Consider the following 24,261-nt stretch of genomic DNA (forward strand, 5'->3'; position numbering starts at 1 on the left):
CTCAGGACAGCGTGCGCGCGGGCAGCGCCGCCGACAGGTCGTTCAGACTGAGACCGCAGCACCGCGCCCGCTCGGCCAGCGTTTCACTCTGCGCCAGCGCGCGGCTGCTTTCGTCCAGCAGCACGTCCAGCTGCTCTTGCGGCGTGGCGGCCATCGCCCACGCGCGCTCGGCGAAGCGGACGGCAAACTCGTCCACACAGGTTTTGCAGATGGCCGCGCCGTTCTGTTCGAGCAGCGGCGCGCCCTGCGCGAGCGTCGATTGGCAAAACAGACAGGCGAGGGCGTGGTTCATGCGTCGGGCGGCCGGTGCGAATTGTTCGAAGGCGGCCGCGCGGATGGCGGCGCCTGTCATTGAACAACGGCCGCGCACGCCCAGTCTTAAATCGCGATGCGGCCCCTTAATCGACGTTGAAGCCGCCCGGGCCCGCCTGCCCGAGAAGTTCGCGGGCGCATTGGACCGCTTCGCCCGGCGTCGCGACCACCAGGAACGGCAGGCCGAAGGCGCGGGCCATCTTTTCGCCGCGCTTGCGCAGCTTGTCCAGCGCGTCGGTATCGCGCTCGACGGCGATGAATGCCCGGCAGCGTGCCCGCAGTCGCGGCATGTTGGCCGTCTGCCATTCGATCATCGCCTTGCGGTCCTCGTGCGCGGCCTCGTGGCGGGTATCGGGCACCACCATGACGAAGCTGCGCGGGTTGTCCACCAGCAGCTCCATCTCGCGAATCCACGAGGCCGAATAGCCCAGCGGCGCGCCGCCATGGCGGGCGGTCACGATGGGAAATTGCGACAGGTCGTGGAAGAAAAACTGATCGTGGTTCATTCGAAGGCTCCGTGGGGCAGGGCGGGGTCGTCCTTGGCGCAGCCGCAGCTGCCGTATAGCACCAGGCTGTAGGAATCCAGCTCGAAACCGCTGCGCCGCGCGATCTTCCTGACCAGTTGCGCCATGGCGGGATCGCTGGATTCCCGGATCTGTCCGCAACGCGTGCAGACCAGGTGGTCGTGATGGCCCTTGTCGCTCAGTTCGAACACATTGGTGTGCGTGTCGAGCTGGGTGCGTTTGAGCAGGCCGGCGTGCTCCAGTTGCGTGATCACCCGGTAAACCGTGGCCAGGCCGATATTGCTGTGATCCGAGATGAGGCGGCGGTAGATATCCGCGGCGCTCATGTGCTGGTTTGCGTGGCGGTAGAAGATGTCCAGGATCTTCATCCGCGGGAAAGTGGCTTTGATGCCGGCGTCGCGCAGCCGTGTGTGGTCCATGTCGATTCTCCATCCGGGGGGCTGATACCCGGCTGATGAGAATGATGTACATTTTCAAATGGACCCGCTAACGGGAACCCGTCAACCTGTACCTCAAACCTGCCAACCATGCTTCAAGCGGCTGCCGCTTCCCCTTTGCCCGACGTCCTGCTGACGCCGTTCAGCCTGCGCAGGCGGCGGGAGTCCAAGGGCATTTCCGTGCCTGCGCACACCCACGCCGAGGGCATGCTGGTGCTGGTCCACGAAGGGCTGGTGATGGTGCAGTCGGGCGAGCGCGTGCTGACGGTGCTGCCCGGCAGCCTGGGGTGGATTCCGCCCGGCGTGCAGCACGGGGCGCGCTGGTTCGGCGAGGCGCGCGGGTCATTCCTGCACGTGCATCCGGACATCTGCGGGCGCCTGCCGGCAAATTGCCGGGCGTGGCCGTCTTCCCGGCTGATCGAGGCGCTGGTCGAACGTTTTACGGAAGGCAGGTGGCAGGATGCGACGCCGTCTTATCAGGCGCAGTTGTTCGACGTGCTGCTGGAGGATCTGCGGCAGCGCACATCCGATGCCACCGCGCCGCTGCCGATGCCGGCCGATCCGCGCCTGCAGGATCTGGCCAACACGCTGCTGGACACGCCGGACGACACGGCGGACATTGAAGAATGGGCGCAGCGGCTGAATATGTCGTCGCGCACGCTGATGCGCCGTTTTCGTCAGGAGACCGGCGTGACGCTGGGGCAGTGGCGCCAGCAGGCCCGGCTGCTGCGGGCGCTGGAAATGCTGTTCCGGGGCGGATCGGTCACCCAGGCCGCGCTGTCGGTCGGGTATGAAAGCACCAGCGCGTTCATTGGAAGCTTCCGCACGGCGTTCGGCATGACGCCGACACGGTATCTGGCGGATCGCGGTTAGGGGTTGAACGCGGTCAGGCGTGCCACGCAGTCAGGGGGCCACGCGGTCGGGGGCAGCGCAGTCAGGCGGCGGCGGGCTGGTCCGGATGCAACGGGCCTTCCGGGTCGTTTTCCGCGTCCGGCCGGGGCGGCACCGGCGTCAAACCGAGCGACAGCCGCAGGCGCTGGCAATCCGGATTGGGCGCGCCGTCCGGCATCCAGATGTCGAACTCGCGGCACGGCGTGGGCCGGCTCTCGTAGATGTCGCAGTGGATGCCGGGCTTGCCCAGCTCGCCGCGCAGTGAAATGCAGCGTCCGCCGCCCATTTCCGTGCCCTTCATGCAGGCACGCAGCGGGCTCATCTGGGTGACCAGGTCCAGCGGCACGTGGCCGCCGTTTTCGCCGGCCAGTTCCCCGACGTAAAACGACACGCGAAAATGCGCGCAGCAGGCGCCGCAGTCCAGGCAGGGATTGGCGGACGGGTCGTCGCCGGCCAGTACCGCGGGCGAGACAAACGAGACGAGCGAGGTCAGTGGCAGGGACATGGGCGTAGGTCCGAAGGCCGGAAATATTATCTGGATTTGCGTTGCGGCCGCTACGACTTTTTTCAGGGACATTGCAGGAGTAGCATCGGTACCCTGTCAGTCCTGAGGAGCGCTTTCTTGTCCGCGAAAACCGATTTTCCAGATGGCCTGGCCCGTTGCGGCTGGGTGGACACGTCGGCCGAATACATGGCCTATCACGACACCGAATGGGGCCGCCCCGAAGGCGACGATCGCGCGCTGTTCGAACAGCTCTGCCTGGAAGGTTTCCAGTCCGGACTCAGCTGGCGCACCATCCTGAACAAGCGCGAGGCCTTCCGCCGCGGTTTCGCCAACTTCGATCCCGCCAGGCTCGCAACCTTTGGCGAACCGGAAGTCCAGGCGCTGCTGGCGGATGCGGGCATCGTGCGCCATCGGGGCAAGATCGAAGCCATGATCAACAACGCGGCCCGGGCACTGGAAATGATCGACCGCGAAGGATCGTTGGCCGCGTATTTCTGGCGCTTCGAAGCGCCGCCCGCCAAGGGGTCCACCTACGGCGCCTCAACGTCGGAACAGTCCGAAGCCCTGTCCAAGGCGCTCAAGAAGCTGGGCTGGAAATTCGTGGGGCCCACCACGGTCTACGCCTTCATGCAGTCCGTCGGCATGGTCAACGACCACAGCCCGGGCTGCCATTGCCACGCGATCATCGAGAAAAAGCGCAAGGCGTTTGTGCGGCCAATCGTGCGTCCGCCCGTGCGGCCAGCCGGCTGACGCCTTGTACTGAACGGCCCGCGTCAGGCTGCGCGGCCGTTCTCCTGCCCGGTCTGTTCCGGCGCCTGCCCCGGCAGGCTGTAACGCCCCTCGCGGTAAGCCCAGCTTGGCCACAACGCGTGCGCCAGCGCCTCGGTCGCCAGTTCGGGGTTCAGCGGCGCGGGGGCGTAGTCCTCGGGCGCGGTGTAGCGGTATTGCACCGCCGTCTTGTTGGGCGCCAGCACCAGCAGGTCGTCGCCCTTCAGATAGCCGTAGGTGCTGTCGTACTGCATGATCGCGCGTCCCGGCGTGCTGCGCGTGAGGTCGTGCCCGATCATCGGATGCTCGGTATCCACGCCGATCAGCGACAGCAGCGTCGGCGGCAGGTCGATCTGGCTGACCAGGCGGTCGTCGCGCCGCGCCTCGATGCCGGCGCCCAGGATCACGGCCGGGATATGAAAGTGGCGCACCGGCACCAGGCTGGCGCCAAACACCCGCGAATCGTGGTCCGCCGCCACCAGGAAGACGGTGTTCTCCCAATACGGCGACGCCTTGGCCTTTTCAAAGAACCGGCCCAGCGCCCAGTCGGCATAGCGCACCGTGTTCTCGACCGTGGCGGGATTGCCGTCGGTCTCGATGCGGCCCGCCGGATACTCCCACGGCGTGTGGTTAGACACGCTGAAAGCCAGCGTGAAGGTCGGCAGGTCGGCGTCTTCGCGCAGCAGGCGGTCCAGCTGGTTGAACATGTCCTCGTCCGAGGCCCCCCAGGTGCCGACGAATGCCGGGTCGACAAAATCGGCCCGGTCGACAATCTGCTTGAAACCGTTGCCCAGGAAGAAGCCCTTCATGTTGTCGAAGTGCGACTCGCCGCCATAGATGAAGCGCGAGTGATAACCGTGGCGTCCCAGCAGATCCGCCAGCGAGAAGAACCCGCGCTGCGAGCGCGGCAGCTTCAGCACCGCCTGCGCGGGGGTGGGAAGAAAGCCGGTGGTCACGGCTTCCAGGCCGCGCACCGAACGGGTGCCGGTGGCGTAGGCGCGCGTGAAGGACCAGGCGTCGCGCGCCAGCGCATCCAGTTCCGGCGTCAGGTTGGCGCCGCCCAGCGCTGCGCTGTACTGCGCGCCCAGGCTTTCTTCAAGAATGATGACCAGGTTGAGCGGGCGATGCGTCTTGCGGGTGGCCGGCTGGCGGTGCAGGCTGGGGTAATCGGGGTTCGGCGGCGGATACGGCAGTCCGGACTGCGCCAGCACCAGGGCGTGCATCTTGTCGTCGTCCATGCCGCCATACACGGCGGAGGCCGACTTTTCGTTCTTCATGCTGTAGACCGCGTAGAACACGTTGTACAGCGAGTTCAATGCCAGGGTATTGAGCATCCCGTCGGAGCTATAGGCCACCGAAGACGGGTTGATCGGACGGTGGCTCAGCGTGCCGCGGATGGCCAGGATCACCACGGCCAGGATCGCCACGCTGGCAAGCGGCATCTGCCACCACGTCAAAGGCGCGTCGGGACGCGCGTGGCCCAGCAAGGTCCAGGCGGCCCAGCCGATGAGCGCCAGCGCGCCCAGCCCGCCCAGCAGCGCGCCCTTGTAACCGCGCCACAGCATTCCGGAAACCTCGCGCGGATGCTTCAGGTATTCGACAAACAGGCGGTTGGGGCGGGAGTCGTATTCGATGATGAAGGGCGGCGTCGCCACTTCCAGGAACGCCAGCAGCACGAACGCCACCAGATACCAGCCGGCGGCCAGGTTTGCCGCCAAGGGAATGTGACCGAAAAGCGGCGACAGGACGGCCGGCAGCGCCGCCAGCACCGCAATCTGATGCGCGTCGATGCGCAGTCCCCGCAGCAGCAAGGGCGCGAGACCGCCGGCATTGCGCACGCGCTGCCATTGCCAGAGCGCAAGCGCCAGACGGCTGAGCGTCAGCAGCGCGAACGCCGCCAACACGAAAATCAAGGTTGAATGCCGCATCGGGCCTCCAGGTTGTCCTGCTTCACCACCCGGCGCGGGCGGAATCGGTCATTTGGCATTGGAACCGCGCCGGCGTCAAAAATTCTGTAAGGGCGTCTGATAAGGCAGTTCTTCGCACGCCCTAGTGGTCTCTGTTTGTAACGGCGGCGCCGGCGCCCGGGCACAGCACTTGCTGCGCAACGCCGCGGACGTTCGTGCCGTTGACATGCCTGCCCGGCGCGACCGCCCGGAAAAATCCGCACACATTATGGCGTCGTTCCGTCCGACCGCCGCAACAGGCCGCGATACCCTGGGGTAGCAAGTCCGGCCAGCGGTGTGCGGCCGGCAGCCAAGCCAAGGATAGTAACCATGACGCGCACAAGAAAAATAGCGATCGGGATTGTAGGGGGCATTGCCCTGCTGGTGGCGGTATTGATCATCGTGATCGCCACGTTCGACTGGAACCGCGCCAAGCCCATGATCAACGAACGGGCCACCGCCGCCATGGGGCGCCCCTTTGCAATCAACGGCGACCTGAGCGTGCGATGGCAGCGCGAGCCCGGCGAAAGCGGCTTGCGGTCCTGGGTGCCCTGGCCGCGCGTGGTCGCCAACGACATCACGATCGCGAACACGGAGTGGGGCAAGGCGCCGCATTTCGCCACGCTCAAGCGCGCGGAATTCAGCCTGTCGCCCTTGCCGCTGCTGGCTCAGCACGTCGTTATCCGGCACATTCAATTGACGGAGCCGGCCGCCGACCTGGAACGGCTGGCCGACGGCCGCGCCAATTGGGTCTTCACCCTGCCGGAATCGGGCGAGCCCTCGCCCTGGGTGCTGGACATCAACGAGATCGGATTCGACAAAGGCCGCGTCGGCTATGCCGACGAAATGCTCAAGGCCGACCTGACGGTGCTGGTCGATCCGCTGGGCAAGCCTGTGCCGTTTGCGGACGTGACAGGTAAGTCGTTTGTGCCCGAGGACGGCACGGCCCCGGCGCCGCGCGATTACGTGTTCGGCTGGAAGGTCGACGGCAAGTACAAGGGGCTGGCCACCAAGGGCGAGGGCAAGGTTGGCGGCATGCTGGCCATGAAGGACCCCAAGCAGCCTTTCCCCTTGCAGGCCGATGTGTCCATCGGCGGCACGCGCGCATCGGTCGCGGGCACGCTGACCGATCCTGTGAATCTGGGCGCGCTGGATCTGCACCTGAAACTGTCCGGCTCGTCCATGGCGCAGCTTTATCCGTTGACCGGCGTGACGCTGCCCGACACGCCGCCCTACAGCACCGACGGCCATCTGGTGGCCAAGCTGCAGAATCCCGGCGGCGCGGTGTTCGACTACAAGAACTTCAACGGCAAGGTCGGCGACAGCGACTTGCACGGCGACATCACATTTGCGCTGGGCGCGCCCAGGCCCAAGCTGACCGGCAAGCTGTCGTCCAAGCTCCTGCAAATGGCCGACCTGGGTCCGCTGATCGGCGTGCAGTCGGGCGGCGGGCCGAAGTCGGCCGTGGATAAATCCAAGGACGCGCCCGCCAAGCCCAAGGGCGGCAAGGTCCTGCCCACGCAAGAGTTCCGTACGGACCGCTGGCGCGACATGGACGCGGATGTCTCGCTGGACGCCGCCCGGATCGTCCATGACAGCAAGCTGCCGCTGTCCAAGCTGTCGGTGCATGTCATCCTGCAGGACGGCAAACTCACGCTGGATCCGCTGCGCTTCGGCATGGCGGGCGGCACCATGAACGCCACTGCGCGCCTGGACGGCTCGCGCGCGCCGCTCACCGGCCGTATCGACATGCAAGCGCGCCGCCTGCAGCTCAAGCAACTCTTTCCGTCGGCGGAAGCCATGCAGAAGACGCTGGGCGAGCTGAACGGCGACCTCGCGATCAGCGGCACCGGCAACTCCGTGGCGGCGTTGCTGGGCTCGGCGAATGGCGACGTCAAGATGCTGGTCAACGACGGCGTGATCAGCCGCAGCCTCATGGAGCTTGCCGGGCTGAACGTTGCCAATTACGTGGTCTCCAAGCTGTTCGGCGACGACGAAGTGAAGATCAACTGCGGCGCGGCGGACCTGGAATTGAAGAACGGCGTGATGACGCCGCGCATCTTCGTTTTCGACACGGACAACGCGCTGATCACCATCACCGGCTCGGCCAACTTCAAGGACGAGACCATGGACCTGGATATCGATCCCGACAGCAAGGGCTTCCGCATCTTCTCGCTGCGCTCGCCGTTGTATGTGCGCGGGACGTTCGGATCGCCCGATGTGGGCGTGCATGTCGCCCCGCTGGCGGCGCGCGGCGCGGGCATGGTGGCGCTTGGCGTGCTGTTGACGCCGGCGGCCGGGCTGCTGGCGCTGATCGCGCCCAGCGCCAACGACGAGAATGCGTGCGGCCCGCTGCTGGAGCAGATGCGCAAGCCGCCGAAGGCGCCGGCGCCGGCCAAGAAGTAAGCGGGCGCGTGCCGGCAAATGCGCCGGCTCCGCCCAGGTGACAGGAATATGCGGGCCGGCGTGACCGCAGACGTCCCCGTCCCGCCACGGCGCGTGACGGTCAGCCCCCGGGCATCAGTCGAAAGCCATCCGGCGCGGCTTCGTCGGCCGCGCACACCACATTGCGGCCATGGTTCTTGGCGTAGTAGAGCGCCTGGTCGGCGCGCTCGAATACCGCCTCGAGGGTCGCGCCTTGTTCCGGATAATGCGCTACGCCGGCCGAGATGGTGAGGGGGGCGGGTAGCGGCGTCGCCGCCGGCGTCGCCAACCGCGCGCGCAGCCGCTGCGCAATCGCGATGGCCGCCGCCATGCTGGCGCCCGGCAGCAGCATCACGAATTCTTCGCCGCCCGGCCGCGTCAGCACATCACCGCTGCGCGATCCCTCGCGCATCACGCCGGCCAGCGCCTGCAAGGCCTGATCGCCCGCCGCGTGGCCATAACGATCATTGATGCGCTTGAAGTGATCGATGTCGATCGCCACGATGGCGACCGGCGTGCCTTCGGCGCCCAGCAGCGCCAGCGCCTCATCCATGCCGCGGCGGTTCAGCAACCCGGTCAGCGTGTCGGTCGTGTTTTCGCGGCGCAGGTCGCTGAGCTTGTGATGAAACGACGCCAGTCCCATCAGCAGCGCGCGCCGCAATTGCGCGGCTTCGAAATACCACGAGCGCACGGCACGGATACGGTCCGCGGAATCGGGGTCCTGCATGCGCTTGGCAATGCTGGCCATCTGCCCCAATGGGCGTGCGATCCAGCGCGACAACAGCCAGATCAGCGCCACCGATAGCAGCAGCAAGGGCAGGGTGTTGCGGGCGGTGGCCATCAACAGGTCCGAAAGCGGGGCAAGCGTGCTGTCCACCGGCCGCTGCGCGATGATGCTCCAGCCGGTGCTGGGCACGGGCGCAAACCCGGCCAGCATGTCGCGGCCTTCGTTGTCGATGAAGCGCCGCTCCCCGGTCTCGCCACGCCGCGCCGAGGCAAAGGCTTCGTTGTCGGGGGCCGGCTTGCCAAGCTGCGCGCTGTTGGGGTGATAGATCAGCGTGCCCTTGCGGTCGATGACGTAGAGAAAGGAATCGTCGCGGTAGAAATGCTGGTCCAGCAGACGATCCAGCACGTTGTCTTCGTGCAGGTAAAGCGAGCCGGCGATGAAGCCGAGATAGCGGAAATCGCGGGAAAAAATCGGCTGGGTGTAAAGGATCTGCCAGCGGCCGTTGCTGGCCTGAAACGGCTCGCTGATCGTCGGCTGCCGGGCGGCGAGCGCCTGCTTGACCGCGTCGCTGACCAACTGATGTCCCAGCAATTGCGGATACGACGGCGACACCGCCAGCACCTTGCCTTGAGGTGATGAGACAAAGCTGGAATTGAAAAGCCCCAGCTGCTGCTCCTGCCGCCGCGTTTCCTCGGCCATGCTTTCGGGACGGCTTTCCATGCCGGCCAGCTCGTCGGCGCTGTAGGCGAGATAACGGCGAATGTCGTTCAGCAGCGCATCGGTGGTCAGCGCCAGCTTGGACGCATAGATGCGGTTCGTGTCCATGGCATTGCGCAGCAGCAGATCGCGTTGCACCAGATAGCTGGCATGCAGGCCGCCCGCAAGCACCACGACGACCGACAGCAGGCTGATCCACAGGATGAGACGCCGCAGGTCGACGCGGAACATGACGGCATCCGTCAGTTGCGGGCGCGGCCCGGTGGCACGCCGGACGGCGGCGGGGCGTCGCAGATCAGGGCGTCCCACGCGCGCATCGCCTGCCGGGCCACCGCCTGCAAGGTCTTGCGGCTGGCGCCGTCGCGCGCCTGGATGGACATGCCATGCAGCACCGTCGTGTAGAACGCGGCCAGCCCCTTCAAGTCCGCGCCGGCGGGCAATTCGCCTTGCGCGGCGCCTGCGTTCAGACGGGCGAGGATGCGGCTTTGCATCTCGCGCCGGTTGTCTCCCAGGAAATTCCCCACGCCGGGCTGGTTGTCGCATCCAGCCGGTGCGCCCAGCACGATCATGCAGCCAGGCGGCAGGCCAGGAGCGGTGAAACGTTCGGCCGATGCCAGCAGCATGGCCTGCACCGCGTCGCGCGCCGTCGGCGCCGCCAGCAGCGCGCGTCGCGCCGAGCCGCCCTCGGTCTCGCGGTAGAGCTCGACGGCTTCGCGGAAGAGGCCTTCCTTGGAACCAAAGGCGCCGTAGAGGCTGGGCGAGTTGATGCCCATCGCTTCCGTCAGATCGGTCAGCGATGCCCCTTCATATCCCTTCGACCAAAAAACTTCCATGGCCTTTTGCAAGGCCTGGGCACGGTCGAAGTTCCGCGGGCGCCCACGTTCAGCCATGCCCGCGATTTTACTCGCGTCGCGTATTTTGTGTTGATCGATAAAAAATTGTTGACCGTGCCGTAATGGCGCGGCGATGATATTTGTACCGATCACTACAAAACGAGGTTTCCCATGCAGAACTTGAACGGAAAAGTGGCGTTCGTCACGGGCGGCAGCCGAGGCATCGGCGCCGCCATTGTTCGACGCCTCGCCGCTGACGGCGCGGATGTCGCCTTCACCTATGTCAGCGCATCGTCCGCCGAGCCTGCCCGGGCGCTGGCGCAGGAGCTGACGGCGCAGGGCCGACGCGCGATAGCCATCCAGGCCGATTCCGCGGACGCCGCCGCGGTCAAGCGCGCCGTCGAAGACGCGATCCGTGAACTTGGTCCTGTCGACGTGCTGGTCAACAACGCCGGCATTTTTCTGGCCGGGCATGTCGCGGACACCAGCCTGGACGACTACAAGCGGACGATGGACATCAACGTGCGCGCGCCTTTCGTCGCCATCCAGACGGCGCAGGGCTCGATGCCGGATGGCGGCCGCATCATCAACATCGGCAGTTGCCTGGCCTCCCGCGCCGGGCGCGCGGGCGTTGCGCTGTATGCCGCCAGCAAGTCCGCGTTGGTCGGACTGACGCAAGGCCTGGCGCGCGATCTGGGGCCGCGCGGTATCACGGTGAACGTCGTACACCCGGGTCCTATCGACACGGATATGAACCCGGCCGATGGAGACCGCGCGGCTGATCTGGTTGCCGTGCTGTCCTTGCCGCACTACGGGGAAGCGCGTGACATTGCGGGGATGGTCGCATTCTTGGCAGGACCGGAAGGCCGCTATGTCACGGGCGCGAGCTTGGCCGTCGATGGCGGGTACGCGGCCTAAAAGTGGATGCCTTCAAAACTTTTTCGCCACCCGACTTGCACAAACAAAAAAAGCCCCATATAATCTTTCTTCTTCGCAGCACACACATAACGAAACGCTACAGCGGCAACGCAGCAGCAGATCAAAGTGAGTGACTTGCAGGGCTGTTAGCTCAGTTGGTAGAGCAGCGGACTCTTAATCCGTAGGTCGAGTGTTCGAGCCACTCACAGCCCACCAGAATTCTTTGGCGGTACTTCTAGTAGTAACTGCAGCAGTAACCCCAGCAGTACCCCAGCGCTAAGCCCACCGGAAACGGTGGGCTTTTTGCTTTGTGGGAATTTTGGCCGCAATGCTAACGTACTCCGGTTTCATCTCCTCAGCTTGCGAGCCGCATCTCGCAAGTCGGCAAGGGGATTGCAGGAAGGGAGACGCATGTACGACATCATTGGCGACATCCCCGGTGAAGACCTGAAGCTCGAGGGGCTGCTGCGTTGTCTCGGCTATGTGCCGGCGGGCAAAGGCTACAAAGCCCCCCAAGGCCGGCAGGCAATATTCCTGGGCGATCTGGTGGATCGCGGCGCGGGGCAGCGGCGTGTCCTGGAAATCGTCCGCGCCATGATGGATGACGGGCAGGCCTTGTGCATCATGGGCAACCACGAGTTCAACGCCATCGGCTACGCCGTCGAAGACCCTCACCACCCCGGCGAATTCCTGCGGCCCAATCGCGGCGACTCGGCGACGTGCCGGAAGAACCGCAAGCAGCACGGCGCCTTCATCGATCAGATAGGCGAAGGCAGCCCCGAGCATGCCGCCTGGGTTGCCTGGTTTCGCCAATTGCCGCCCTGCATGGACTTGGGCGGCATCCGCGTTGCGCATGCATGCTGGGACGACCGTGCCGTCAAAGCGTTGACCGAAGCGGGCTGGGTGGCTGGCAAGTCATTGGATGACGCCATGCTGGTGGCCACGCATCAAAAGGGCTCGGATCTGGAGCAAGCCAGGAAGCTGCTCACGTCGGGAATGGAATTGGCATTGCCTGACGGCCGCTTCATCGAGGACAAGGAGGGGCACCGCCATCACCACGTGCGCCTTGCCAATTGGCGCGATTGGGCCGGTGCCTTGCATGAGGTCGCTTTGGTGCCGGCCGGCCAGGAAGAGCAGATCCGCGGCTTGGCATTGCCCGAGGGCTTCAACCGGACGCCCATCACCGGCGCGCCCGTGTTCATCGGCCACCATTGGTTCAAGGGGAAGCCCAAGATCGAGAGCGGGAAGCTCGCCTGCCTGGACTGGTCGGCCGCAGCCGGCGGTCCGCTGGTGGCGTACCGCTGGGATGGCGAGGACACGCTGTCCAATGAAAATCTGGTCTGGGAAAGGGAGTAACGCCGCGACGGCTTTCAAGCCATGATCCGCAGCGCCGTCTCGATCCCGAACGTCTGCGCAAACTGCTGCGCCGCCATCGGCTTTCCGAACAGATACCCCTGACCCTCTTCGCAATGCTCGGCCTGCAGCCGTTCGCGTTGCGCATCCGTTTCGATGCCTTCGGCGATGGTGTTCAGGTCAAAGCTGCGCGCCACATCCAGAATGGCCCGGACTACCGTGGCGTCCTGGTTCGACTCCAGTATCCCGCTCACGAACGATCGATCGATCTTGATGCGCGTGATCGGATGGGTCTTTAAAAGGCTCAGCGAGGCATACCCCGTGCCGAAGTCGTCGAATGAAATGCCTACGCCTTGGGCGCGCAGGCGCTGCAGCGTTTCCAAGACCGTGTCGTCGCTGTTCAGCACGATGTTCTCGGTGATCTCCAGTTCCAGCGCCTCGGCCGGCAGGCCGTGCCGGGCGAGGGTTTGCGCGACTTCGGCCGCCAGGTCGCCCTCGCGGAATTGCACGCCAAAAAGGTTCACTGCGATGCGAAAGTCGTGCAGGCCGCTGCGTCGCCAGAACGCGGCCTGACTGCACGCTTCATTCAGCACCCATGACCCGACCGTGCCCGCCAAGGGCCCGCCTTCCAGCGACGGCAGGAAGACGCCCGGCGCCAGCAGACCCAGTTGGGGATGGCGCCACCGCAGCAGCGCCTCGGCGCCCGTCAGTGCGCCCGTCGCCAGATTGATCTGCGGCTGATAGAAGAGCTGGAATTCGCCTTTGGCGACCGCGCGGTGCAGCTCCATGCCGTAGAGGCGCCGCGCCACGGCCTCCAGGCGCAGGTTGGGGGCGAAGACAGAAATGCGGCCGCGGCCGACCGCCTTGGCTTTGACCAAGGCGAGATCGGCGTTGCCCACCAGTTCCAGCGCTTCGTGCGCATGCAGCGGGGCCAGAGCCACGCCGCAGCTCGCCGTCAGGCGCAGCTCTTGCCCCTGGACCGAAATGGGATCGGCAAAGCGCGCCAGCGCCTGTTGCGCCAGTTCCATTGCCTGTTTCAGGTCGCCGACTTCGTGCTGCAGAATGGCGAATTCGTCGCTGCCCAGGCGGGCCACCGTGTCGCACGGACCCGCGATGCCGTCCAGGCGCGCCGCGAGTTCCCGCAGGATCGCGTCGCCCACGGCATGGCCCATCGTGTCGTTGATGTCCTTGAAACCGTCCAGATCCAGCATCAGGATGGCGGCGGCACACGGATGCGCCAGCACTTCCTCCACGCGCCGGTAGAACACCCCGCGGTTCGCAAGGCCCGTCAGGGGATCGAAACTGGTGAGTTTGCGCGCGTCGTCGTCATGGCGCGTGTGGGGGTGGGCCGCCCCGGGCCGTGGGGTGGGGCTGCGCTTCGTCCTCTGTGCGCCCGCAGGCAGTTCGGCCCGCGCGCGGGCGCGTTCGGCGCTGACTTCGACACGCCGCAACTCCAGCCGGTCGGCCGCCATGCGGGCCAGTTCGCGCAGCCGTTCCTTGTCGTCCTCGCTGAAATCGGCGTGCGGTTCCGTGTCGATGACGCACAGCGCGCCGAGCGGATGGCCGTCCGGTGAATTCAGGGAAACGCCGGCATAGAACCGGATGCCGGCAGGGCCCGCGACGAGCGGATTGTCGTGGAAGCGTTCGTCCAGGCGCGCATCTGGCACGACCATGACGTCGTCCTGCAAGACCGCATGGGCGCAGAAAGAGACGTCACGGCGCATGTCGGTGTCGCCGACGCCGATGCTGGCCGCGAAAAACACATGCTCGCTGCCGACCATGTTGATGGCCGACACCGGCATGTTGAACATGCGCGATGCAATGCGCACGACCGGGTCCAGGCTGGGCAGCGGACGCTGCGGATCCAGTCCGTATTCCGACAGGGCGCGCAGCCTCTCGGTTTCAGTCGGCAAAGGTGGGGGGCATTTCATCTACAGCCTCCTTTCTGTTTCTCCTTGTGCTGCGCTGTCTGGTTCCCCCGGCGTTGCGCGGGCAAGCCGCGGAACTGTCCACCACCTTGCTGCGCCGCCATTGCGGGTAACGCAGCGATGGTGTCGCCCATCAAAGGGGTCTGTTACGCCTTACAGCGAAACCGGCGCCACATTGCCGGAAGCGCCGGTGGAAGAACCAGTTTTCGAAGTGTGACTTGCCTGAAAAGTTTCGGAAGATGAATCTGTAACGGATTATTCCGACGTATGAATTTATCGCACGAACCTTCGTTTTTCCAGTGCGGGATGTGTTTTCTGATGCGCGCATGGCCGGCCGGAGGCGACGCAATCATGCTCTCGAAAAGCCACTCCCGTTACACCAGCTACGCGTCAAAAGCATGTCCGGACGCGAAAAATCGACCATTTTCTTGCGCGGAAGGTTTTCAGCTCGCATTCATCGTTGCGTCATACGCGGCAAACAGAATGCGGGCCTCGAATAGCCTCCACGGGAAAAAGGAACATGAAGCACTGGAATCGGAATGCGCTGGCCTGCGCAATGATGAGCGCAATGGCGCTGCTTGCCGGCTGCGGCGGCGACAACGACAACGACAACAGCAGCGACCCCGAAACGCCGCCCGTTACCGAACCTCCCGTGCAGGCGCGTCCGCTTGAGCTGACGATCCTCCACATCAATGACCATCACTCCACGCTGGACGGCAAGGACCGGACGCTGACCCTGAAGAACGCGGCGGGCGCTGACACCGAAGTGACCGTGTCCGCCGCCGGCATGCCGCGCGTGAAGGCCGCCATCGACCAGTTGGCCGCGAATTCTCCGAACGTGCTGAAGCTGCACGCGGGCGACGCGCAGACCGGCACGCTGTACTTCAACCGCGCCGGCGAGCCGGGCGAGGCCGATGCCGCGCTGATGAACACGGTCTGCTTTGACGCCATGGCCGTGGGCAACCACGAGTTCGACAAGGGCGACGATGGCCTGAAGCGCTTTGTCGACTTCCTGCACGCCGGCGCCTGCCAGACGCCGGTCCTGAGCGCGAACGTCAACTTCGGCGCGAGCTCGCCGCTCAAGGGCACCGACCTGATCAAGCCCGCCATCGTGGTGGAACGCGATGCCCAGAAGATCGGCATCGTCGGCCTGACGATCGCCAGCAAGACCAAGGAATCGTCGAGCCCCAACGCGGACACGACGTTCACCGACGAAACCGTGGCCGCGCAGGCGCAGATCGACGCCCTGCGCGCCAATGGCGTCAACAAAGTGATCCTGCTGAGCCACATCGGCTACGGCTATGACAAGGAAGTGATTGCCAAGCTGAGCGGCGTGGACGTGGTGGTGGGCGGCGACTCGCACACGCTGCTGGGTCCGGACGCGATGAAGACGATGGCCGTGGGCACGCCGGGCGGCGCCTATCCGACCCGTCTGGCCGACAAGGACGGCAAGCCCGTCTGCCTGGTGCAGGCTTGGGAATACTCGCAAGTCGTGGGTGAACTGAAGGTCAGCTTCGACGCCAACGGCGACGTGACGAACTGCGCCGGCACGCCGCACGTGCTGATCGACACCGACTACCGCGTCAAGTCGGGCAGCGCCCTGGTTGCGGCCTCCGATGCCGATCGCGCCGCCTTCAAGGCCGGGGTCGCGGCCAGCGGCTTCCTGCGCGAACAGACGCCGGACGCCGCCGCATTGTCGGTGCTGCAACCTTTCAAGGCCAAGATCGACAGCTTCAGCAAGACCAACGTCGCGCAGGTGCCGCTGGAACTGTGCTTCCGCCGCATTCCGGGTCCCACGCCCGCCAGCAATGCAGCCAGCCCCGCCTGCGAGAGCGAAGGCAACGTCGCCCTGCGCGGCGGCGACATCCAGCAGTTGGTGGCGCAAGCCTATCTGGACGTAGCCAATGCCGAGTACGGCGGCGCCGACATGACCCTGCAAAGCGGTGGCGGTGTGCGCCGCGCGCTGAACGGCACCGTGACGGCGGCCGACGTGATCGCCGTCGTGCCGTTCGGCAACATGCTGTGGCGCCTGGATCTGACCGCCAACGAGGTCAAGTCCATGATCGAGGATGGCCTGGACGCGACGTACAAGCCGGGCGGCAAGGACGGTCCTTACCCCTACGCGGCCGGCCTGCGTTGGGATGTGACCGCGTCCAACGCCAAGGGCAGCCGCGCCAGCAACTTCCAGTATCTGGACCAGGCCACCAGCACGTGGCTGCCGCTGGATAATGCGCGCACCTATCGCCTGTTCGTGCTGAGCTTCAATGCCACCGGCGGCGACGGCTACACGACGCTGGCCAACGTGCCGGCCGAGCGCCGCTCGGACATCGGTGTGCTGGACGCGGATGTGTTCCAGGCCTACATCGACATGCAGGTGAAGGATTCGGGCACCGGCCTGCCTGTCTTGAACCGCATCGACAACGACCGGTACAGCACGCACAACTGGCAGCAGTAATCGTCAATCCGGCAGGCCGGAACGCCGGTCCTGCCGTGCCGTTGGCGGGTCCCCGATGCGGGGGCCCGCCTTCGCGCGTCCTGAATACGCGCTCGGCCTCGCGCCAGCCGCGAGGCCCGTCGCTCAACCGTATTCCAACTGATAGAAATGCTGGCTGGCGATCAGCGTGGCGCCGCACGACGTGCGCATGCCTTCCAGCGCGGTGAGGCGGTCCGAGCCGACGTTCTGCACGCCTTCGACGATGGTGTGGGTGTCGCCGCATTTGGGGCAGGTGACGCGATCGCCGACGCGGGCCATCGGCTGCCCGAAGATGACGACGGTTTCGTCGCCGGTCACGACGACGCCGCCGTGCGACGTTTTATCGCCCTTGCGGATGACGGAGCGTTGGGACATGTTGCGCGCCAGGTATGGGTTTACAGATACGTGCCGTCCGGCGCCAGCCGTGCCGGGCCCACCACGAAGGTGCCATCCGGCGCCATGCGCACGGGACCGCCGCCGCCTTTGTAGCTGCCGTCGGGGGCGCGTTGCGGCGTGCCGGCCACGTAGGTGCCGTCCGGGGCGCGGGTGATCGGACCTTCTCCACCGACGATGGTGCCGTCGGGCGCGCGGCGCGGGGTGCCGGCGATGAAGTGCCCGTCGGGCAACATGCGGATCGATTTCGTCGTCATGAGTGCTCCTTGATCGGAGCGCAAATCATAGCGAAGCATCGTGACGCGCTTTGTAATAGGACGTGTCATCTTTGAACGTCCTGCGTAAACGGTTGTGGGATGATTTGCGCCTACTTACATATGCTCTGCGCCCATGACCGACATCAACGCCCTGTTGCTTCCGATCCCCGGCGACGCGCCTTGCGGCGTCGACCTGGTGTTTTCGCCCGAGTTCGACGCGATCCGCGAGGCGCGCCGGCATGACGATCCCCAACTCGACCAAGGCGATTGGGTCATCGACCTGAAAGAGGCCGACTGGCCCGAGGTGGCGCGCATCTGCTCCACGGTGCTGCGCGAGCGCAGCAAGGACATCCGCATCGCGTCATGGCTGGCGGAAGCCTGGGCCAAGACGCGCGGGTTTGCGGGGCTGCGTGACGGCTATCTGCTCATCGACGGGCTGTGCCGCGATTATTGGGAAGGGCTGCATCCCGTGCCGGAAGACGGCGACGTGCAGCAGCGCGTGGGCAATCTGGCGTGGCTGCTGTCGCGATCGCAGCAGCTGATCGGCGAGATTCCGCTGACCCAGGCCGATGGCGCGCGCTACGGCGCGGTGCTGTGGGAGGCGGCGAGCCAACTCGCCAATGCCGTCAAGCGTACGCCGGACAACGCCAATGAATTGACGCGCGGCAAGCTGACGCTGGACCGCTTCGATGCCGCGCGGCGCGATACGCCGCCGTCGTTCTATTCCGAGCTGGACACGCAGCTCGAAGGTTGCTCGCAGGCGCTGGCGCAACTGGAGCGCACGCTGGACGAGCGGCTGGGCGACGAAAGCCCGGCGTTCTCCCGTGTGCGCGAGTCGCTGCGCAATGTCACGGAACTGGTGCACCGCTTTGCGCGCGACGCGGGCCTGCTGGTCCGTGCCGACCTGGCGGCCGCGCCGCCGCCCGCGGCGTCCACACCCGCCGTTCCCGTTCGAGTGGAGCCCACCTTGCCCCCCGCCGATCACTTTCCCGCAGTCGATACGCCCGCGCATGGCGCGCCGCCGGCCGCCGTGCGCGGTCCGATCCAGAGCCGCGAACAGGCGCTGGCGCAACTGCGCGAGGTGGCCGATTTCTTTCGCCGCACCGAGCCGCACAGTCCGGTCGCCTACCTGGCCGACAAGGCCGCAAGCTGGGGCGAGATGTCGTTGCACCTGTGGCTGCGCACGGTGGTCAAGAACGACGAGACCCTCTCGGGCCTGGAAGAACTGCTTGGCATCAAGAAGGCCGGCGAGGGCAGCTGAGGCGGCCCTCGGCGCGCGGCCTCAGCGCGCCGCGCGGAACTCAATACGGCGGTTCTTGGCGCGGCCTTCGGGCGTGGCGTTCGTGGCCACCGGCTGATCCGGGCCGGCGCCCATCGCCTCAAAGCGCGATGCCGGCAAACCCTTATCGACCAGATAGTCCCGCACCGCGTCCGCGCGCGCCTGGCTGAGCGCCAGGTTGGTGCTGCGGCTGCCTGAACTGTCGGTGTGACCGATGATCTGGATCTTGTCGGCACGCAGCTTCGGCACGGCATCGGCCACCCGGTCCAGCAGCTCTCGGCCGCGTGCGGTCAGGCGCGTGCTGCCCGTCTCGAACTCCACCACGCGATTGCTGAGCAGGTTGTCCAGCACGTCCTGCTCGTCCTTGTCCGCCGACACGCGCAGGCCGTTGACGATCTTGTAGGTGGGATTGAGCGAGGTGGCGAAGGTGCTGGCGATCTGCTGGCGCGAGGCTTCGTTGTCCACCTCGCCGCGGAGCCGGATCTGCGTGCCGTCGATTTCCAGCTGTCCGCGGTTGATCTGCTTGAGCGGACTGTCCAGCAGCTTGCCCACGTGTTGCGACCAGTTCGGCGGGGCGACGACGCCGCCTACGTCGATGCGGTCGATCACATTGCCCACGCCATACACCTTTTGCAGCCGTTGCAGCACGTCGGCCTTGGTGGCTTCGTCAGGCACCGCGCCGCTGGCGACCACCTGGCCGGGTTGGGGGATGACGTTGGCGGGAACGACCGTCGCCGCGTCCTGGGCATGCGCCGCCCAGGAGCAGGCCGCGGCCAGGACCAGAGTGAGTGTGCGCATGTCCTAGGCTCCGATGAAGACTTCGCGGTAGGTCTCCAGCGCCTGGCGCAGGGACAGCCGCTGTTGATCCAGATAGCTCGACAGCTTGGCCAGGCCGTGGCTGGCGCTGACGTGGTCGCGCACCCAGGGGGCGGCGTCCAGCATGATGTAGTGCTGCGACAGCGTCTGCGGCGTCGACAGCAGGGTGGCCAGCGTCTGCGGTGACGCGCCGCGAAACCCCACCACCAGCCGGTGCTTGCCCGCGATATGGCCGATGAACATGGCGATCTCGAAGTCGGCGCGGTTCAGGAAGGGCGCGATCAGCGTCATCCAGTACGTTGCCACCAGATTGATGTAGAGCGGGTCGTCGGGCAGCGGCAGCGCCAGTCCGGTGTCCAGCTGCGACGAGCCGCTGGACATGACCGGCGTGAGCAGGATGCCCAGCGCCAGCACGATGTCGTGCATGTTGGCGGCGTGGCCGTTGCTGCGCAGCATCGCTTCCACACGCTCGAGCGTCTGCAGGTCGATGAATGCGTCAAAGCCGTCGTCGGCTGCGGTGCGGATTTCGCCTTCCAGGCCGTTCAGGGTCTGCAACGCATCGGCGGGGTCGCCTTCCTGCATGAGCTGCGACGCGGCAGCCCCCATGCGGTTCCACATCCGGCTGAAGGCCAGCGGACTGCGCGCAATGAAGTCCAGCGGGCGCGATACCTCGACCGAGGTCGCGCTGATGAACGGGAAGCGCCGTCCGGACAGGTCGCGGCTGGGCTGCAGATGGCCCGCGATGGCCAGCTTGCCGCGCGAACCCAGCACCGCGAAGGGCACCGGCTGCGCCTCGTCGTACAGCGTCTTCCAGTGCGGATCCTGCGCCAGGATCTCCATGGTGTTGGCGACCCAGGCGTCCAGCGTCGCCATCAGCTGCGGGTGCGACGTGTTCTTGACGAAGTCGCCACGCGACGGAATCTTGCCGAAGTAGGCCGTGCGGAAAATGGGGGACTGCGGATTGCTCATTGCTGCACTCCGGCAGCCGTCGAGGCGACGGAAGGTTGAGGGGAGGAGCCCGCGACCGTGGCGGGCAGACGCAGGTTGCGCAGGCCCTGGCTGCCGGGCTCGGCGCCGCCTGCGCTGGCCGCCTGGGTATTGCTGATGATGCGCAGGCGGACTGGCACGGTGATGTTGGACTTGGTCCAGCTCATCTCGAAGCTGCCGTCCTGGTTGGGCTTGCGCTGGGCGCCCGAGATCAGGCGTTCCAGGCCGAAGCGGCCGGGCTCGTTCACGATCTCGACCACCGTGCCGTCAAAGGCGGTGGCGGTGATGCGCGCGCCGGGCGCGCCCTGCGCGTTGGGCCACACGAAGTTGACCCATTGCGGCGGCGTGTTGCGGTAGCGCAGTTGCTGGCCATCGATCTCGATCGTGTACTCGGTGACGCCGCCCGCGGGCTTGGGCTGGATCTGGAACAGCGTCTGCGGCTGGCTGGCCGCGCCTGATCCGGCCGCGCCGCCCGACAGCGGCGCCACCCATTGCGCGAAGTTCGCGGTGAACGACGGCTGCAGGTCGATGCCCATGTCGCCCCACGTGCGGGCCGTGAGGATGTCGCCGCGGCGCACGGTGAGCGGGCCCAAGGTCTCATTGACGTACTTGGCGATGCTGCCCTGCGGACCGAAGACCTGCGCGATCTCTTCGCTGCTGGCCTCGATGCCGGCCTTGGTCGAGAACGGATACTTGTCGGCCAGGTTCTGCGTGAAGCCCTGATAGACCTGCGCGTTCCAGACCTTGTTCAGCTCGGTCTGCGCGGGCTGCATGGCAACGGCGTAGCCCTGGATCAGCGGCCGCACCAGCAGCGGGCGCAGCGTCTCGCGCTGTGCCGGCGTCAGACCGGCAAGCATCTGCTCGTCCACCAGCTTGAGCGCGTCCGCCAGTTCGGAGTCCTTGCCTTCCAGCGTCTGGCGCATCAGCAGCAGGGCGCCCGGGCCGGGATCGCCCTGGTTGTTGATCAGGTTGAAGCGCGTCCGGATCTTGGACAGGGCGTTCATGTAATTGCCCAGCAGCGACTGGTTGTCGCGTTGGACCACCAGGCGCGCCACGTCGGAGAATTCGCGGCCCACCGGGCCCATCGGGATCTGTTCGCCGCCGGGCGCCGCCTCGGCCGGCTTGGGCTGGCCCTGGCGCAGGATCACGCGCTTGAACCAGGCGACGACGCCCGTCTGCGCCTGCGTGATGCCGGTGTTGATCAGCGACGGGTTGTCCCACGAGGTCTGTTCGTACGTGGTGTTGATGAGCTTGACCAGCGGCGAGTTCTGCGGATCGCCCAGGCGGTTCATGCCTTGCACCGCCTGATCGAAGCTGGTGAAGGGCTTGATGGTGACCCCGCGCAGCATCTTCTGCCATTCCTGCGCGTACTCGGTCTTGTACATCGTGGCCAGGCTCTTCTGGATCTGCTCGGGGCTGCCTTCCAGCGTGAGATCGTCGCGCGCGTTCACGCCCAGCACCCAGTCGCTGGTCTGCACCTCGCGGCGCGCGGCTTCGCCGATGGCCGGCTCGATGTATTGCTCCCAGGCCTCGCGCGTGAACGTGCCCGGCACGGCGTAGCTGCCCGCCACGACCGCGGCATCGGCCTCGCCCATGATGCGGGCGACGGTCATCGCGGGGAAGCGCGTGGCGGCGCGCGCCTTCAGCGTGGCATAGGCGCGCTCGCGCGCCGGCATGCCCTGCATCACGCTGCGCAGGTTGCCGCGCGTGCGTTCCACCATGGCCAGATTGGTTTCAATCTGCGGCCAGTCCGCATCGGCGGCTCGCGCCACGTAGAACGAGATCAGGCGCTCAGCGCTGCGGATCAACTGGTCGCGCGGCATCGCGCCCCGGTTGGTTTCCAGCCATCCGCGCCAGAATCGGGTGATCTGGTCGGACAGATGCGTGGGATCCACGTGTTCGCGGTTCGCCATCATCAGGTACGTCTTGAGCGCGTTGTAGGCGTCGTCGACGTTGGTGGGCGAGGCGTCCTGGAACAGCGTGTTGCCGGCATTGGCGCTCACCGGCTGAGCCTGCGGCGGCGCCGTACGCGGCGCGCCGCCCGCGGCCGCCTGCGACACGTCCACGCGGCCCAGATAGTCTTCCAGGCTGGCCTTGACCGGCACCAGCATGAACTGGCGCAGACCGTTGTAGTACTCGGCCAGCAGGCGCTGCTTGAGCACGTCGCCCTGGTACAGACCCAGCCCCAGCGACAGCGGCCGGCTTGTTGAATAGCGGTCCAGCTGCTCGATGCGATCCTGCAGGATCTCCATGGCTTCCAGGCGGCTCTGCAGATCGGTGCGTTCGCTTTGCAGGCGCACCACCTTGTCCAGATCCGCCTGCACATTGCTCGCCAGTTGCCGGTTGCCCAGATACGACCAGCTCCAGCCGCCCAGCACCAATCCCAGCGCCAGCACCAGGCCGAAGAAGGTCAGGTAGCGCATGCGGACCTTGTTGGGGCTGGCGTGCTGGCGCACCAGTTTCTTGTCGGCAAAGATGACGTTGGAGAACAGGTCGCGCAGGAAGAATCCGTTGTGCGACGTCACGCTGCGCGCCGCTTCGCGCGAGGCCGGCCGCAAGCCGAAGCGCGCCGCGAGCTTGTCGGTGGAGGTGCTGCGCGACGCGCCTTCCTGCAATGCGCTGGTGAAGTAGAAGCCGCGGAACACCGGCTTGTACTGGAACGGGTTCGTCTCGAACAGCGTGGACAGGAAGGTGCGCAGCGCCGGCTTGATGCCCGCGAATTCCAGCGGGAAGGTCAATAGCCCCGGCGGCAGGGCCGCATTGCGGCGCAGCGAGATCTGGGCCGTGCCCATTTCCTTCAGGCCTTCATACAGCTCATCGAAGCGCTCGTCGAACAGCGTCAGCACGTCGCGGCTTTCGTCCGCGCCGTACGGCAGCGTCGCGCCCCAGACGCGGTCGCGCTCGCGCGCGTCGGCATCGGCGAAGAATTCGGAAAAGCCCGCGATCAGGTCAGCCTTCGTGAAGATCACATAGACCGGCGCAAACACTTCCAGCCGGTCGGTCAGTTCCTGCACGCGCTGGCGCAGGTTCTTGGCCAGGTTGATGGCAAATTCGGGGCCCGCGTCCGTCAGCTCGCTGATGCTTGCCGCCACGATGATGCCGTTGATCGGCGCCTTGGGGCGATGGCGCTTGAGCAGGTCCAGAAAGCTCATCCACTCGTTGCGGTCTTCTTCGTGCACCGAGTAGCGGCCGGCGGTGTCCAGCAGGATGCCTTCGGTGGTGAAGAACCAGTCGCAGTTGCGGGTGCCGCCCACGCCGCGCACGGCGGCGCCGTTCTTGTCGGCAAACGGAAACTGCAGTCCCGAATTGATGACGGCGCTGCTCTTGCCCGCCGCGGGGTTGCCGATGACGATGTACCAGGGCAGTTCGTACAGCGCCTCGTTGCCGGAGGTCTGGCCGATCTTGGAGGTCTTGATGGTGCGGACCGCCTGCGTCAGCCGGGTGCGCAGCGCCTCGATTTCGCTGCGGTTGGCGGCAGGGCTGGCGGCCGCGCCCGTCTGCACCTGCTGTTCCAGCATGTCGCCCAACTGCTGGTTGGCCCGCCGCGTGCGGCGCCGGCGCCAGAGATAGACGCAGAGCCACAGAAGCAGCAGCACGCCCAGCGCCGCGCCGGCCCAGGTCATGGCGATCTGCATCGTGTCGGCGAACAGGAACAGGAAGACGATCAGCGCGATCAGGCCGATGAGCATGAAGGTGCGTGGGTTGGCGAATACGCGTCCACTCCAATAGCGCACGTCGCTCATGGCGCTGGAAAATCGAGAAAGCAATCCTGA

20 protein-coding genes and 1 tRNA gene are annotated in these 24,261 nt (G+C 66.1%); 8 read left to right on the plus strand and 13 right to left on the minus strand.

The genetic code is table 11. The annotated features are described in order from the left end of the window. Window position 1 precedes the first annotated feature (1 nt). From AB3147_RS04275 to AB3147_RS04285, 3 genes are all read right to left on the minus strand, one after another. A complete protein-coding gene (locus AB3147_RS04275) occupies window positions 2-292 on the minus strand; it encodes an MSHA biogenesis protein MshH (protein WP_367351444.1) in 291 nt (96 codons plus the stop codon). Window positions 293-398: 106 nt separating this feature from the next. Continuing rightward, window positions 399-818 (minus strand): hypothetical protein, encoded by a 420-nt coding sequence (locus AB3147_RS04280; RefSeq protein WP_175139396.1) that lies wholly within the window; start codon window positions 816-818, stop codon window positions 399-401. Then, window positions 815-1,255: a Fur family transcriptional regulator gene (locus AB3147_RS04285; protein WP_367351445.1), complete on the minus strand. Its 441-nt coding sequence runs from the start codon at window positions 1,253-1,255 to the stop codon at window positions 815-817. Before AB3147_RS04285 ends, AB3147_RS04280 begins: the two co-directional genes overlap by 4 nt. A 108-nt stretch (window positions 1,256-1,363) precedes the next feature. On the opposite strand from AB3147_RS04285, the gene AB3147_RS04290 reads away from it, so the two are divergent. After that, window positions 1,364-2,146: a helix-turn-helix transcriptional regulator gene (locus tag AB3147_RS04290; protein WP_367351446.1), complete on the plus strand. Its 783-nt coding sequence runs from the start codon at window positions 1,364-1,366 to the stop codon at window positions 2,144-2,146. A gap of 61 nt (window positions 2,147-2,207) precedes the next feature. Here AB3147_RS04290 and AB3147_RS04295 read toward each other — a convergent pair whose 3' ends face one another. Beyond that, a complete protein-coding gene (locus AB3147_RS04295; protein WP_175139394.1) occupies window positions 2,208-2,669 on the minus strand; it encodes a YkgJ family cysteine cluster protein in 462 nt (153 codons plus the stop codon). A 117-nt stretch (window positions 2,670-2,786) separates the two neighbouring features. On the opposite strand from AB3147_RS04295, the gene AB3147_RS04300 reads away from it, so the two are divergent. Continuing rightward, window positions 2,787-3,419, plus strand: a complete 633-nt coding sequence (locus AB3147_RS04300; protein ID WP_367351447.1) for a DNA-3-methyladenine glycosylase I — start codon at window positions 2,787-2,789, stop codon at window positions 3,417-3,419. Window positions 3,420-3,442: 23 nt separating this feature from the next. Here the strand turns inward: AB3147_RS04300 and AB3147_RS04305 are convergent, their stop codons facing one another. Continuing rightward, window positions 3,443-5,365, minus strand: coding sequence for an LTA synthase family protein (locus AB3147_RS04305; RefSeq protein ID WP_367351448.1), 1,923 nt, complete (start codon window positions 5,363-5,365; stop codon window positions 3,443-3,445). Between the two features lie 348 nt (window positions 5,366-5,713). Here AB3147_RS04305 and AB3147_RS04310 point away from each other — a divergent pair, with 348 nt between their 5' ends. Next, the gene (locus tag AB3147_RS04310; protein WP_175125556.1) at window positions 5,714-7,789 is read left to right on the plus strand and encodes an AsmA family protein; all 2,076 of its coding nucleotides are present in this window, start codon (window positions 5,714-5,716) and stop codon (window positions 7,787-7,789) included. Window positions 7,790-7,889: 100 nt separating this feature from the next. Here AB3147_RS04310 and AB3147_RS04315 read toward each other — a convergent pair whose 3' ends face one another. Beyond that, complete coding sequence (locus AB3147_RS04315) at window positions 7,890-9,482, minus strand: diguanylate cyclase (RefSeq protein ID WP_367351449.1); 1,593 nt, start codon at window positions 9,480-9,482, stop codon at window positions 7,890-7,892. 11 nt (window positions 9,483-9,493) lie between these two features. Then, the gene (locus tag AB3147_RS04320) at window positions 9,494-10,141 is read right to left on the minus strand and encodes a TetR/AcrR family transcriptional regulator (RefSeq protein WP_175125552.1); all 648 of its coding nucleotides are present in this window, start codon (window positions 10,139-10,141) and stop codon (window positions 9,494-9,496) included. 114 nt (window positions 10,142-10,255) lie between these two features. On the opposite strand from AB3147_RS04320, the gene AB3147_RS04325 reads away from it, so the two are divergent. From AB3147_RS04325 to AB3147_RS04335, 3 genes are all read left to right on the plus strand, one after another. After that, window positions 10,256-11,002 (plus strand): 3-oxoacyl-ACP reductase family protein, encoded by a 747-nt coding sequence (locus AB3147_RS04325; RefSeq protein WP_367351450.1) that lies wholly within the window; start codon window positions 10,256-10,258, stop codon window positions 11,000-11,002. Between the two features lie 140 nt (window positions 11,003-11,142). Further along, window positions 11,143-11,218 (plus strand) — tRNA-Lys (locus AB3147_RS04330). Window positions 11,219-11,413: 195 nt separating this feature from the next. After that, the gene (locus tag AB3147_RS04335) at window positions 11,414-12,358 is read left to right on the plus strand and encodes a metallophosphoesterase (RefSeq protein WP_367351451.1); all 945 of its coding nucleotides are present in this window, start codon (window positions 11,414-11,416) and stop codon (window positions 12,356-12,358) included. A 14-nt stretch (window positions 12,359-12,372) separates the two neighbouring features. Here the strand turns inward: AB3147_RS04335 and AB3147_RS04340 are convergent, their stop codons facing one another. Beyond that, window positions 12,373-14,286 carry a putative bifunctional diguanylate cyclase/phosphodiesterase gene (locus tag AB3147_RS04340; RefSeq protein WP_218345005.1) on the minus strand — a complete coding sequence of 638 codons (1,914 nt, stop codon included), beginning with the start codon at window positions 14,284-14,286 and terminating at the stop codon, window positions 12,373-12,375. Window positions 14,287-14,803: 517 nt separating this feature from the next. Between AB3147_RS04340 and AB3147_RS04345 the strand changes: the two genes are divergently transcribed. Beyond that, window positions 14,804-16,738, plus strand: a complete 1,935-nt coding sequence (locus AB3147_RS04345; protein WP_367351452.1) for a bifunctional metallophosphatase/5'-nucleotidase — start codon at window positions 14,804-14,806, stop codon at window positions 16,736-16,738. Window positions 16,739-16,861: 123 nt separating this feature from the next. On the opposite strand, the gene AB3147_RS04350 is transcribed toward AB3147_RS04345, so the two are convergent. Then, a complete protein-coding gene (locus AB3147_RS04350; protein WP_105237403.1) occupies window positions 16,862-17,131 on the minus strand; it encodes a PAAR domain-containing protein in 270 nt (89 codons plus the stop codon). A 20-nt stretch (window positions 17,132-17,151) separates the two neighbouring features. Then, window positions 17,152-17,406: a hypothetical protein gene (locus tag AB3147_RS04355; RefSeq protein ID WP_239215195.1), complete on the minus strand. Its 255-nt coding sequence runs from the start codon at window positions 17,404-17,406 to the stop codon at window positions 17,152-17,154. Window positions 17,407-17,539: 133 nt separating this feature from the next. On the opposite strand from AB3147_RS04355, the gene tssA reads away from it, so the two are divergent. Next, a complete protein-coding gene (gene tssA, locus AB3147_RS04360; RefSeq protein ID WP_286939770.1) occupies window positions 17,540-18,667 on the plus strand; it encodes a type VI secretion system protein TssA in 1,128 nt (375 codons plus the stop codon). 21 nt (window positions 18,668-18,688) lie between these two features. On the opposite strand, the gene AB3147_RS04365 is transcribed toward tssA, so the two are convergent. From AB3147_RS04365 to tssM, 3 genes are read right to left on the minus strand one after another with little or no spacing between them, the layout of a single operon-like run. Next, window positions 18,689-19,483 carry an OmpA family protein gene (locus tag AB3147_RS04365; protein WP_175125528.1) on the minus strand — a complete coding sequence of 265 codons (795 nt, stop codon included), beginning with the start codon at window positions 19,481-19,483 and terminating at the stop codon, window positions 18,689-18,691. Between the two features lie 3 nt (window positions 19,484-19,486). Then, complete coding sequence (tagF, locus tag AB3147_RS04370; protein WP_218345002.1) at window positions 19,487-20,470, minus strand: type VI secretion system-associated protein TagF; 984 nt, start codon at window positions 20,468-20,470, stop codon at window positions 19,487-19,489. Then, window positions 20,467-24,231, minus strand: a complete 3,765-nt coding sequence (gene tssM, locus AB3147_RS04375) for a type VI secretion system membrane subunit TssM (RefSeq protein WP_255596227.1) — start codon at window positions 24,229-24,231, stop codon at window positions 20,467-20,469. The genes tagF and tssM overlap by 4 nt, the downstream gene beginning before the upstream one ends. Window positions 24,232-24,261: the final 30 nt, after the last annotated feature.

It is taken from the genome of Achromobacter animicus, assembly GCF_040775605.1.
GTDB lineage: Bacteria > Pseudomonadota > Gammaproteobacteria > Burkholderiales > Burkholderiaceae_B > Achromobacter > Achromobacter animicus.